Origin of the sequence: Planotetraspora kaengkrachanensis, assembly GCF_016862895.1 — a bacterium.
GTDB lineage: Bacteria > Actinomycetota > Actinomycetes > Streptosporangiales > Streptosporangiaceae > Planotetraspora > Planotetraspora kaengkrachanensis.
Genome location: NZ_BONV01000002.1, coordinates 220,320 through 232,910 on the forward strand (window position 1 = coordinate 220,320; position 12,591 = coordinate 232,910).

11 protein-coding genes are annotated in these 12,591 nt (G+C 69.4%); 4 read left to right on the forward strand and 7 right to left on the reverse strand.

What is annotated here, in order from left to right; all coding sequences use genetic code 11:
* The first annotated feature begins 26 nt into the window (after positions 1-26).
* Complete coding sequence (locus tag Pka01_RS03855; RefSeq protein WP_203881151.1) at positions 27-626, forward strand: SMI1/KNR4 family protein; 600 nt, start codon at positions 27-29, stop codon at positions 624-626.
* A gap of 14 nt (positions 627-640) precedes the next feature.
* Here the strand turns inward: Pka01_RS03855 and Pka01_RS03860 are convergent, their stop codons facing one another.
* Positions 641-1,003 (reverse strand): hypothetical protein, encoded by a 363-nt coding sequence (locus Pka01_RS03860; protein WP_203881152.1) that lies wholly within the window; start codon positions 1,001-1,003, stop codon positions 641-643.
* Between the two features lie 633 nt (positions 1,004-1,636).
* Between Pka01_RS03860 and Pka01_RS03865 the strand changes: the two genes are divergently transcribed.
* Together Pka01_RS03865 and Pka01_RS41510 are read left to right on the forward strand one after the other, a co-directional pair.
* Complete coding sequence (locus Pka01_RS03865; RefSeq protein ID WP_203881153.1) at positions 1,637-3,049, forward strand: TROVE domain-containing protein; 1,413 nt, start codon at positions 1,637-1,639, stop codon at positions 3,047-3,049.
* 10 nt (positions 3,050-3,059) lie between these two features.
* Positions 3,060-3,137, forward strand: a complete 78-nt coding sequence (locus tag Pka01_RS41510) for a 50S ribosomal protein bL37 (protein ID WP_373318094.1) — start codon at positions 3,060-3,062, stop codon at positions 3,135-3,137.
* 77 nt (positions 3,138-3,214) lie between these two features.
* Here Pka01_RS41510 and Pka01_RS03870 read toward each other — a convergent pair whose 3' ends face one another.
* A complete protein-coding gene (locus Pka01_RS03870) occupies positions 3,215-5,773 on the reverse strand; it encodes a DUF4118 domain-containing protein (RefSeq protein ID WP_203881154.1) in 2,559 nt (852 codons plus the stop codon).
* Between the two features lie 523 nt (positions 5,774-6,296).
* Here Pka01_RS03870 and Pka01_RS03875 point away from each other — a divergent pair.
* On the forward strand, positions 6,297-7,592 hold the full coding sequence (locus tag Pka01_RS03875; protein ID WP_203881155.1) for a cytochrome P450 family protein: 1,296 nt from the start codon (positions 6,297-6,299) through the stop codon (positions 7,590-7,592).
* Positions 7,593-7,658: 66 nt separating this feature from the next.
* Here Pka01_RS03875 and Pka01_RS03880 read toward each other — a convergent pair whose 3' ends face one another.
* The 5 genes from Pka01_RS03880 to Pka01_RS03900 all read right to left on the reverse strand — a co-directional run bounded on the left by Pka01_RS03880 (position 7,659) and on the right by Pka01_RS03900 (position 12,588).
* A complete protein-coding gene (locus Pka01_RS03880) occupies positions 7,659-8,837 on the reverse strand; it encodes a YeiH family protein (protein ID WP_203881156.1) in 1,179 nt (392 codons plus the stop codon).
* A complete protein-coding gene (locus Pka01_RS03885; RefSeq protein ID WP_203881330.1) occupies positions 8,837-8,992 on the reverse strand; it encodes a hypothetical protein in 156 nt (51 codons plus the stop codon). The genes Pka01_RS03880 and Pka01_RS03885 overlap by 1 nt, the downstream gene beginning before the upstream one ends.
* Before the next feature lie 148 nt (positions 8,993-9,140).
* Positions 9,141-10,499, reverse strand: a complete 1,359-nt coding sequence (locus Pka01_RS03890; protein WP_203881157.1) for a HAMP domain-containing sensor histidine kinase — start codon at positions 10,497-10,499, stop codon at positions 9,141-9,143.
* A gap of 132 nt (positions 10,500-10,631) precedes the next feature.
* Positions 10,632-11,333: a DUF4328 domain-containing protein gene (locus Pka01_RS03895; protein ID WP_203881158.1), complete on the reverse strand. Its 702-nt coding sequence runs from the start codon at positions 11,331-11,333 to the stop codon at positions 10,632-10,634.
* 190 nt (positions 11,334-11,523) lie between these two features.
* Positions 11,524-12,588, reverse strand: a complete 1,065-nt coding sequence (locus tag Pka01_RS03900; protein ID WP_203881159.1) for an MBL fold metallo-hydrolase — start codon at positions 12,586-12,588, stop codon at positions 11,524-11,526.
* Positions 12,589-12,591 lie beyond the last annotated feature (3 nt).

Here is a 12,591-nt window from a genome sequence, read left to right on the forward strand (position 1 = left end):
CCGGCCATATGGTCGAAGGGATTGCAGTGGAATACCCGACGGATATCGCAGCGCTGGCCGAGATCGTGCCTCCAGATCTCGGCGCGGACGAGAAGATCGACTGGCCGGCGGCGCAGGCACGCTGGGGCACGCGGTTCCCGCATGACTACATGACCTTCATGTCCGTCTACGGCGCCGGCTCGTTCGGCGAGGTCGGCGTCCTGATGCCGTTGCCCAAGGAGTACATCCAGTGGGATCCCGGGACCTTCGAGGAGGAGACGGAGAACGCCAGAGACACCTGGGAGATGCTGGGCGGTCAGGAAGGCCTCGACATCGACCCGGACCACATCCTCGCCTGGGGCATCACCTCGGGCCCTGACATCCTGTGCTGGCTGACCACCGACCCCGACCCCGACCGGTGGCCGGTCCTGGTCTGCGGCCGGCACACCAGTGAGGACTTCACGCTCTTCCCCTGCGGCATGGTCGAATTCCTGCGCGGGCTGCTTCTGGACGAGTACGACCCCTACCCTCTCAGCGTCGACCTGCGTGTCACCTCGCCGCGCTTCGTGCACTGGCTCGAGGAACAGAAGCGCTGGAAGGCGGGCCGGGACCGGGTCTCCGGCCTGCCACGATCATCCGATCGCTAGCGCCCGCTCGCGGGTCACCGTCGGTGGGATGTGCGGATTCTCTGGGAGATGTTGCAGCCGTGCCGTCCGCCGTTGCACAGGGCGGACTGGGTGTTGGTCCTCCCGCTGATGCTGATCGACACCTGCTGCTGGCCGCGCATGATGGTCGGGCTTCTGACGGCTGAATAGTTCCTGTTCTTGATGCCGTTACCGTTGCGCACGGGCCCGCGGTCGTCGGCGGTGGCGGCCGTCATCCCCGTTCTGGGCGCCGCCGCGCTCGCGCTCGCCGGCGGCGACACCGCGGCGCCGGCACCCGCCGTCACGAGCAGGGCCAGGGTCAGTCGTCGCACGCCGACGACCATGCCGGCAAGCGGATTGCCCGCGAAGTGCAGATTCATTTCCGTGCTCACCCGCCCTGCGCTCGTGTGCTGAACGACGTTCGACATACGGTGCGGAACTCATACCCCGCGGGTGGGGATGCCGTCCGCGCCGCGAATGATCGGATGCGTAAATGATTGGTCGTGCCCTGCCATCACGCCGGCCAAGGCCACACTCGTCGTGCGGCGGCGGCCCGTTTAACGGCCCGCCATGTTGAATCGGCATCAGAGAAGCGTCAACGTCTCTTGCCGGGGAACTTCCCGTACCTCCATAGTGAATTCCCGGACGAAATCAAGCACCCGGAGGGGAGGGAACCCATGGCGCCACGGAGTCTCCGTGAGGACGTCTGCCGCGAGCGTGTTCCCTCTCCGTTTGTGCCCGTCCGATGTCGCGTCCCCTAGCAGGACGCCTGTTCAGGTGACGGACTCTGCCTCGTCGAGGCCGACCCGCACCGCGCCGTGACCACGAGTACGTGATCCGGCGGACATGGCCTCCCGGTGAACGCCCTTGGCCGGCGAACGGGGACGCGACTGGGCACGGCGCCCCTCTGTCACCATGCCTCCGGCATTCACGGAGAAATCCGGTGACTCATTTCGGGAGGCCCTTTTCCGAGGGCGGGAACAGGTTTCCCGTCCATTAATGGAGAAAGGTCCATGACCACACCTCACTCCCTCGCACCTTCAGCCGTCACAACAGCCAAGAGGGAACTGTTCCTGCTCGCCGCGCGCGCTTTGGCCGACGGCGACGCGCGGGATCTGGGCGACCGGTTCGCCGCCCTGACCGGTCAGCTGGCGATCGCCGAAGACACGTGGGTGCGCGCCCTCATCGACTGGACCCGCCGGCAGCCCGCGCTGCGCCGGCTCGGCATCGCGCTCACCGTGGAGTTCGTCCATGCGCGGACGGCTGCCGGGGTCGGCACTCCCGGCGAAACCCGCGAGCTGATCGGCACCCTGCTGACCCGCCCCGACGAGCCGGGCGAACTGCTCGCGCAGTGGCTACGCAGTCACGGCCGCTCGATCCCCAAGGCGGTGAAGGCGGGCGTGGCCGACGCCGCGGAGCGGCTGTACGACGAAGTGGCGCTCGCCACCTACGACACGGCGGACACCGAGATGCGCTTCGCCGAGGTGATCGCCCTCACCCATCCCAAGCCCGTGGGCAAGATCCAGAACGAGACGTTCCAGCACGCGGCGCTCCGCCGGCGCGGCTCGCACCCCGTGCCCGAGTCGCTGACGACCCTTCGGGCGCGGGCCCAGCTGCATGCCGTACCGGCCGACAAGCGTCCGCGCATGCTCGACCGTCCCGACATCGCCGACGCTTTCGCGCAGGCGGCCATGTCCTGGCGAGAGGTACGCGCCTGGCTGGGCGGCTCGATGACCGACAAGGCATGGGCCACGGTCGTCGCCCGGATGAGCTACCGCGACCGGATGGAGCACCTGCGCGACTTCGACCAGACCGACCTGGCCGGCGAGGTCGCCGACCGGATCTCGGCCGACCTGGCCGACAAGGCGTCGGTGGCGCGCGGCGGAGCCCTCCCGGTGGAGATCCTGGCCGCGTACCGGTCGGTCCCCTCGTCACGCTGGTCGTCGGTGCTCGAGCAGGCCCTGGACCATGCGCTGGCCGAGGTCCCCGCCCTGCCCGGTCGCACGCTGATCCTGGTGGATCGCAGCAAGGCGATGCTCGAACCGTCCTTCGCCGGGTCGGCCCTGACCCGAGCGGACGCGGCGGCCGTCTTCGGGGCCGCCCTCGCACTGCGCGCCGCCTCCGCCGACCTGGTCGAATGCGGGCAGGTCACCGGGCCGGTGACGTTCGAAGGCGCCGGCCGCCTGATCGACGCCGTCGGCCGCTTCGGTGAAACGGGTGGCGCTCAGACGGTCGCCGAGGCCCTGCGCGAACACGTGAAGGGACACGACCGCGTCGTCGTCCTCACCCACCACGGCGCCGCCGTCGAAGCGGCGGAGGCCGTGACCGTGCCCGGTCACGAGCACATCATCACCGACGTCACCGACGGCTGGTTCGCCGCGATCACGCACATCGAGCGGGCGCGCACCGACGCCTGGCCCTTCTGAAAGAGAACGCATGTCCAAGCGCGCCCGCAAGAAGCGCACCCGTAGGAAGAAGAACGCCAACCACGGCATGAAACCCGGCCACGGCTGAGGTTCGGGGGCTCCGGCGCTCCCCTGCGCCGGAGCCCCGCGCCATCGTCGTCGGTGACGAGGTGACGAGTGCACCCGTCACAGGGGCATCGGATCGGGACGCGCCGCCGACGCCATGGGCAGAGACAGCACCATGGTGAGGCCTCCCCCCGGCGTCTCCTCGGGTATGAGCGTCCCGCCCATCGCCTCGGCCAGTCCCCGCGACAGGGCCAGGCCCAGGCCCACCCCCGAATGGTTGTCGCGGTCGCCGAGCCGCTGGAACGGCAGGAACACCCGTTCATATGCTTCGCGCGGAATCCCGGGTCCGCGGTCGATGACCCGGATCTCGAGCTGGTCGCCGTACCAGCTGGCGGTGACCAGCACCTTCTGCCCCGTGGGGGTGTAGCGGACCGCGTTGGACGTGAGGTTGACCAGCACCCGCTCGAGCAGCGCCGGGTCGGCGATCACCTCGGGCACGTCGGTGCCGAAGTCGGTCTCGATGGTCGTGCCGAGCGGCCCGAGGTCGTCGACCGCCCGCGGCACGATCTCTTCCAGCGCGACAGGCTGGAGGGACAGGCCGAGCACTCCGGCCTGCAGGCGGCTCATGTCGAGCAGGTTGGCGACCAGGCGGTCCAGCTTGACCAGGGACTCGTCGGCGGTCGCCAGCAACTCCTCGCGGTCCTCGGGGGACCACTCGACGTCGGCGCTGCGCAGGCTGTCCACGGCGGCCTTCGCCGAGGCGAGGGGCGTGCGCAGGTCGTGGCTGACGGCGGCGAGCAGGGCGGTGCGCATCCGGTCGGCCGCGGCGAGCGGTCTCGCCTGCTCGGCCTCCTCCCTCAGCCGTTCCTGGCGCAGGGCCACGGCGGTCTCGGCGGCGAACGCCTCCAGCATGCGGCGGTCGGACGCCTCCAGGAGACGGCCGCGTGCGGCCAGCACGAGGTCGTCGTCGATGGCGACGTCGGTGTCGGCGAGGGCGGGGTACGTGCAGGGAACCCCGCCCGAGGTGGCGACGATGCGCCAGCTGTCCGGGTCGGAGCGGTCGTCCGGCGTCTGCCCCGCCTCGGGCCGGCGTTCGAGCAGTGCGACCGAGGTCAGGCCGAACGTCTCGCGCATCCGCGCGAGCAGGGACGACACGGCCGAGTCGCCGCGCAGTACGTGGCCGGCGAGGGTCGAGAGGATCTCGGCCTCCGCTCGGGCCCGCGCGGACTCCCTGGTTCGGCGGGCCGCGAGGTCCACGATGGTGCTGACCGCGGCCCCGACGAGCACGAAGACGACCAGGGCGAACAGATTCTCCGGGTCCGAGATCGTGAACTCGTTGACCGGTGGGGTGAAGAAGTAGTTGAGCAGGAGAGAGCCGCCGATCGCGGCGACGATGGCCGGCCACATGCCCCCGATGAGCGCGACGCCGACGACCATGAGCAGGAAGAACAGGATCTCGCTCGGCAGCGACAGCTTGTCCCTGAACGGGATGAGTGCGGCCGTGAGCCCCGGCACTCCGGCGAGGGCGACGCCCCACCCGACCAGCCGTCTCGTCCGCGTGAGCGCGGCGGAGGACCTGGCCGCCCGCCGGCGCCCCTTCCGTACCTCGTCGTGGGTGACCATGTGGACGTCGATGGATCCGGAGTGCGAGGTGGTCTCAACGCCCACGCCGCGGGAGAAGATCTGGGCGAACCGGCCGCGCCGGGACGCGCCGAGAACGAGCTGGGTGGCGTTCACGCCTCGGGCGAAGTCGAGCAGCGCTCGTGGGACGTCTTCCCCCACGACCTGGTGGTAGGTGCCTCCCAGGCTTTCCACCAGGGTTCGCTGACGTGCCAGGTTGGCCGGATCGCCTCCGGCGAGGCCGTCGGCCTTGGTGACGTGGACGGCGAGCAGGTCGGCGCCCTTGGTGCGTGCGGCGATGCGGGTGGCCCTGCGCACCAGGGTGTCGCCCTCGGGCCCGCCGGTCAGCGCGACGACGACTCGTTCGCGTGCCTCCCACGTCGTGGCGATGCCGTGCTCCGCCCGGTAGCGGTCGAGCTGGTCGTCCACCTTGTCCGCGACCCACAGCAGGGCGAGCTCGCGCAGGGCGGTCAGGTTGCCCACCCTGAAGTAGTTCGACAGCGCCGCGTCGACCTTCTCCGGCGCGTACACGTTGCCGTGCGCCATCCGGCGGCGGAGCGCCTCCGGCGACATGTCGACCAGTTCGACCTGGTCGGCTCGCCGGACGACCTCGTCTGGCACCGTCTCTTGCTGAGCCACCCCGGTGATCTGCTCGACGACGTCGTTCACCGACTCCAGATGCTGGACGTTGACCGTCGAGACGACGTCGATGCCGGCGTCCAGGATCTCCTCGATGTCCTGCCACCGCTTGGTGTTGCGCGAGCCGGGGACGTTGGTGTGGGCCAGCTCGTCGATCAGGGCGATGGAGGGCGCGCGTTCGATGACGGCGTCGACGTCGAGCTCGGTGAAGGTCGTCCCCCGGTACTCCATCGTCTTGCGAGGGATGACCTCCATGCCGTCGAGGAGTTCGGCGGTGTGCGGGCGGCCGTGGGTCTCCACGAGACCCACGACCACGTCCCTGCCGCGGCCTGTCGCCCGGCATCCCCCTGCGAGCATCGCGAACGTCTTCCCGACACCGGGAGCCGCCCCGAGATAGACACGTAACCGCCCGCGTGGCACCTGCGATCACTACTCCTCTTCAGGGGCAGAGGTCGGCTCGGGAGCGTCCACCGCAGGCTCGCCCGTCCGAGCCGAGGGCCCTGCCGGTGGGGGTTGACTTCGACGAGCGACGGCACCTTGCGATGTCGTGACACGACCTTCCCGAAATCACGGACACCGCGATCGCCGGGGTCTTCAGTTACCCGATCCGGCAACTTAAAGGAAAGCAAGGTACAAAGTGTTTGATTTCCCCTCCCCTTGACGCAATCACTACGGATGTGGCGGGAGTATTGACGCGATCCATACGCGGAACGGCACACGCGAGACTGACGTGAGGCCTGCGGCGGCCGAGGCGGCCGTCTTCTGAGGCGTGCCGCGTGGCATGGAGCCGGGACGACCGTACGGAAGCCGGGTATGTGGTCACCGGGACGCGTGAGCCACGGGGATCCAGGCAGCGGCCCGATCGAGATTCTCCGAGGGCGGCCCCGGCTCGCGCCGCAGGTCAACGAGCGCCTGCACAGACGATCCATTTGGAGGGACGACCATGACCGGTCCGGTCGAGTCGAACGAGGCCGCCGCCGAGACGGTCGACCTGATGGACCCCGCGTTGATGGGCGACCCGTTCGCCGGGTTCTCGCGGTTGCGGGAGAAGGCCCCGATGGTGCGCGGCGTCTTTCCCGGCGTCGACACGCCGATCTGGCTGGTCAGCCGATACGACGACGTCAAGCTGGTGCTGAGCGACCGGCGTTTCGTCAACGACCCCGCGAACGTGCCCGGGATGGACGTGCGGAACATCCGGGAGAGGGCGATCCAGGCGCGTGGAATCCCTGCCGAATACGCGCGGTACCTGATGGACGGGATCCTGGACGTCGACGGCGCCGACCACATCCGCCTGCGCAAGCTGGTGTCGCGCACGTTCACCGCCCGCCGGGTGGCCGAGCTCCGGCCACGGGTGGAGGGGATCACCGAGGACCTCCTCGACGGGCTCGCCGCGACACCCGCGGACGGCGTCGTCGACCTCATGGAGCGCTACGCCTACCCCCTGCCGATCACCGTCATCTGCGAACTGGTCGGCATTCCCGAGGAGTGCCGCCCGCGGTGGCGGGAGTGGGGAAAGGCCCTGGTGTCGCTGGAACCCGGACGCTTCGGCGACGTCGTCGGCGCGATGGTCACTCACATACAGGACCTGATCGAGCGGCGCCGGGCGGAACCCGCCGGCGATCTGCTCACCGGGCTGATCCGCGCCCACGACGAAGACGGCGACCACCTCAGCGACACCGAGATGATCACAATGGTCTTGACACTGGTCCTCGCCGGCCACGAGACCACGGCGCACCTGATCGGCAACGGGGTGGTCGCGCTGCTCACGCATCCTGAGCAGCTCGCCCTGCTCAGGGACCGCCCCGGGCTGACGCCCCGCGCCGTCCACGAGCTGATGCGCTGGTGCGGCCCCGTCCACGCGACACGGATGCGCTACGCCGGCGAGGACCTCGAGATCGGCGGCATGCCCGTGCGGCAGGGCGAGGCGGTGATGGCCATGCTCGTGGGAGCCAACTACGACCCCCGCGAGTTCGACGCGCCGGATCGGTTCGACGTCACCCGCGAGCCCGACGAACGCCGGGAGAACCACGTCGGGTTCGGGCACGGTTTGCACTACTGCCTGGGCGCGGCGCTGGCCCGCCAGGAGGGCGAGGTGGCGATCGAGGCGCTGTTGCGCCGCTTCCCCGATCTCGCCCTGGCCGTCGATCCGGCGGACCTGCAGCGCCAACTCCTCCCTGGCTCGTGGCGCCTTGCCCGGCTTCCCGTGCTGCTCGCGGGGCGGGCGTCGGCGCCGTCCTGACCCGCCACCCTGAGAAGAAGGCCGGTACGGCTCCGCGTCCGCCGTACCGGCCTCACTCCTTCTCCGTCAGGCGACGGAGAAGCCGCTGAACAGCAGCGCCGCGAGGCCCAGCGCCAGCGCCACGTTCACCGCCGTCGCGGTGGCGAAGACGCCGACGGGCCGCCAGCCGGCCTCCTTCAGCGACGCCACCCGGAACTCGAGGCCGATGCTGACGAAGGCCAGGATCAGGAACCACACCCGCAGGTCGTTGGCCACCCCGATGGTCGCCTTACCGGTGTCGGCGCTCACCGTGGACAGCCACCAGGTGGCGATCACGGAGGCGGCGACGAACCCGAGCACGAACTTCGGGAACCGCTCCCAGAGGTCCCCCAGACCGGGACGCCGGGCGTCCGGGCGACGCTCGACCTTGAAGGCGAAGTAGGCGGTGAGCGCGACGGCCACCACGCCCATCAGGGCGTTCTGGGTGACCTTGACGATCGTCGCCACCTGGAGCGCCTGTTCACCGACGATCGTCCCCGCCGCCGTGACGGCCGCCGTGGTGTCGATGTTGCCGCCGATCCACGCCCCGGCCACCTCGGGGCTCAGGCCCAGCGCGGTGGCCGCCCAGGGCAGGATGAAGATCGACGGGAGCGCGAAGGCGATGACGAGGCTCGCGCTGTAGGCGAGTTGTTCTCGCTTCGCCTGTACGGCTCCCGCCGCCGCGATCGCGGCGCTCACCCCGCAGATGGACACGGCCGCCGACAACAACGCGCGCAGCTTGTCGTCCAGGCCGAGCCTGCCGCCGAGCCACCAGGTGAACAGGAACACCGTGCTGATCAGCACGATCGCCTGAAGGATGGCGGGACCCGCGGCTGTGGCGATCACCTTGAGGTTGATCGAGGCGCCCAGCAGGACCAGGCCCGTCTTGATGAAGAACTCCGTACGGAATCCGCCGGCGAGCCGGTCCCGCAGACCCGTGGCCGTGAGCACGGCGTTGCCGAGGAGGCCGAGGAGGATCGCGTACACCGGGTACTCGATGGCTGCGCCCAGGTCCTCAAGCGCCGTGCCCTCGAGCAGGCCCGGCACGTTCTTGTCCAGCAGTCGGGTGACCGCCGCCAGTGCGAGCACCACGACGAGACCCGCCAGCGTCAGGGGCCAGGCCGCTCCCGCCGGTCGGCCCTCCGCCCATCCCGCGGTGGATTCCGGGGCGGATCGCGCCGCGGGTTCCCCGTCGCGCGGCGTGACGCCCGCTTCCCCGGCGCTCATCAGGGCACCAGCCCGGTCGGGATCACACCGGAGATCACCAGTATGAGCAGCAGGAGCCCGATGATCGTGGCTGCCCAGTCCTCATTGATCGCCCTTTTCCAGCCACTGGACTGCGCGGGCGGCTCCTCGCGGCGGACCGCTTCGGTCTCGCTCATCTCCGACCTCTCTTGTAAGGGTCCGGCACGATTCCATAGTAATGGAGTAGGAATAGGGGGTAAAGAGGGAAGATCGAAGGATGTGACTCGCGGTCACGAGTGCGGGTGCCGTGCGCCGGCGAAGGAGCCCCGATCTGGCGGTCAGGGCCTACTCGGCGCCGCGGTCGTCGACGGGACCACCTCGGTTCAGCAGGGGAAGCCGGAGGACGAACCTGGCGCCTCGGGGCGAGTCCTCGATGCCCAGATTTCCGCGATGGCCCCGGGCGATGTCGAGCGAGATCGCCAGACCCAGGCCGCTGCCGCCGGCGTCCCGGCGACGCCCCTCCTCCAGGCGGGTGAACCGTTCGAAGACCCGGTGGCGATCGGCCGGCGCGATGCCCGCGCCGTCGTCGGTCACGGCCACGACGGCCTGGCCGTCCACGGCTTCGACGGAAACCTCGACGCCGGTCGCCGCGTGCCGCCGCGCGTTGCTCAGGAGGTTGTCCACGACGCGGATCAGCTGGATCCGCGAGCCGAGGACCCAGACCTCGGACGGCGCATGCACGACCACCGGCACATCGCCGACTCGCGCCGCCTCCTCGCCCACGAGCGCTCCGAGTTCGATCGCCTCGTGCGGCGACGGGTCGGCGGCGCGCAGACGGGCCATCAGCAGCAGGTCGTTGACGATCGCCTCCAGCCGGTCGCCGGCCGCCAGCGCGTCCGTGACCGCGTCGCGCAGATCGACGTCGTCCGGGTAGAGCAACGCCTCCTCCAGCCGTGTGCGCAGGGCGGTGATCGGCGTTCTGAGCTCATGGGACGTATTGGAGGCGAACTCGCGTTGTTGCTCCACCGCCTCCTCCAAGCGGGCCAGGGTCTGATTCGCGGTTCTGGCGAGAAGCGCGATCTCGTCGTCGCCGCGAGGCGTGGGCACCCGGAGACTCAGGTCGCTCACCGTGATCTCGGCCATCCTCGCGCGGATGGCCTCCACCGGCCGCAACGTCCTTCCCACCGCGCACCATGTGGTCCACGCCGCCAGAGCCACGATCAGCGCCGCCCCACCTGCGACGACGTACTCCAGCCTGTGGGTCACGAGAATGGACGGCTCCGCCGTACCGGCGTAGACCACGGAGGAGTTCGCCGCGGGGGTGACGCGGTTGGCCATGAGGATGAGACATCGGCCGTGCGAGCACTCGATCTGCTGCTGGAGCCGGTCATCGGCCGGAGGACGGTGCAGGCTCACCGGCGGCCTGCCCGCGGCTCCCGGGCTCGAGTCCACGACCTTGCCGCGGACGTCCACCAACTGGATGAGGTCGACACCGGTGGAGGCGGGGATCGGGTGCGGCAGGACGCCGTTGCGTTCCGCCGCGCTCCACCGGGCGGCGGCTCGCTCGGCCTGGAAGAAGAGCTCGTTCTGAACCTTGTAGCGGATCGCGAGGTCGAGGCTCAGGCCGATCGTCGCGAGTAGCACCAGCGACAGCGTGGTCGCGATGATCGTGTAGCGCGCTCGTATCGAGTGCAGAGGCGACACGGGCGTCCTTATTCTTCCTCCGGCGTCACCGCATCACGGTACGACGCGGAACGCCTCGGCGTGGTGGCCCTGCCGCTCCCAGGATCCCGGACTCACAGTCGAAGGACTCCCAGGTCAGCCCACGACGGAGGATCAGCCGGCGATGACGGCCTGCTGCACCGCGACGCTTCTACGCGCCTCCTGGAAACGGCTGATCTGCAGGACGACCATGGCGGCGAGCACGGCCGCGACGACGAGCAGGGCGTCGGTGACGGTGCCGACCAGCACCGCCTGCCTGATCGATTCGAGCTCGTCGGTGGGGTGGAGGCCGTTGGACACCAGCTTCGACCCCCAGACGGCGCCCAGCCAGGACAGCCACCACGCCCAGACGAGGCCCGATCGTTGTGCCTCGCCGAAGTTGTGGGCCAGGCCCAGGCCGCCCGGCTTCGACGAGGCCCAGATGTCGTCCATGATCTGCTTCGGGAACCACCAGCAGACCACCGGGACGACCCACCCGAAGATCAGCCACGGCATGGCGCGGCGGTGCGGCCACATGGCCAGTGGCTCGGCGTTCCTCCTGGCCCGGAAGAGCCAGATCAGGAACGTCACGATGGCGACGACATAGGCGACGTACTGGACCATGGCCACGGCGGTGGCGACCGAGTCCGTCGCCTCGACCTCGGCCACGTCCACCGACTCCGGTTCGGCCATGAGATCGCCGATGAGGACGAGGCGCTGCACGCCGACGACGGCCGACGCCATGGCGGCGAGGGCGTTCAGGCCCAGCGCGGCGGCGGCCACGATCGCCCGGCCGTTGATGGGGCGGAGAACATCGGGGGGTGATGCGGGGTGCACGAATTACTCCTCTACCAAGAAGAACAATGCGGAAATATGCCGCATTCGCGCATTTCGTGACAATGGGATTTCCGGGCCGGAAGCCCAACCGTGATCACACCGTCGTCATCCCGGCGCCCCCCGCCGAGCGTCACGGCGGAACGTGCGGGTGCTGGAGCACGGGCCCATGCTCCAGCGTCCCGTCACGGATCTAGGCGATGTAGAAGGGGCCGCCGTTCCCCTCCGTCTGATAGCCGAGGTGGGTCCGCTCGGTGCGGGTGGTCTCCGCGACCGTCCAGGCGTGATACTTGGTGAACACGGTGGCGCCCGCGAGCCGCTCGGGCCAGGTCTGGCCGTTGGACGTGGTCTTGGTGAGCGTCTTCTCGGTGACGTAGTTCGCTATCGAGTTGATCCAGTTCTCGGCGCCGACGAGCTGGTTCTCCCGGCCCAGTCCCACGATGAAGCCCTGCAGGGCCTCGGAGCTGCTCATCTCCCTGAGGGCCTCCTGGGAGAACGCCAGCAGGTCGTGCCAGTACTCACGCACGATCTCCACGTCCTGCCTGGTGCCCCAGCGGGAGATGTGCCCGCCGATCAGGGCCTTGAAGTCGTAGGACAGGATGTCGTCGTGGGCCTGGTAGAACCCGCTGATGTTCTCCGAGACGTCCGCGTGCGCGAACGTCACCGAACCGGGACTCACGATGTCGATCTTCGTGAGCACCTTCTGCGCGGGTCCGTAGATGTAGATGTTGCCCGGGCAGTGGTCCGCGCCCTTGTAGGACAGCTCGAGCCTGGTGCCGCCCACGTCGAGGGTCTCGTCGGTGGTGAACGTCTCGGTGGGCACCGGACGGTACTTGTCGGGGAAACGCGTGAGCAGTTCCCGGGTGATGTCATGCGCGATGATCTTCACGTCCGGGCCGAACTGGGACGCCGAGCCGATGTGGTCGGAGTGCCAGTGGCTGTAGATCAGGTGCGTGACGGGCTCGTCGGTGACGGACCTGATCGCCGACTGGAGGTTCTCGCCGAGCGTCGGCGGAGCGTCGATCACGACGACCCCGCTGCCGGTCACCACGAAACCCGCGTCGTAACCGGCGGGGCCGGTGACCCAGTAGAAGTTCCCGCCGTCGCCCAGGTTCTCCGTGTGCCAGCCCCTCTCGTAGAAGGACGGGTCGTCGAGGTAGTCGGGCATGAACTGCTTCGGGGACGGCATGTTCCCCTCCCGCACAGCCTTCGGGAAGCCCCACTTCGACGGGTAGAAATCGCCGTACTTGCCTGCCATGGT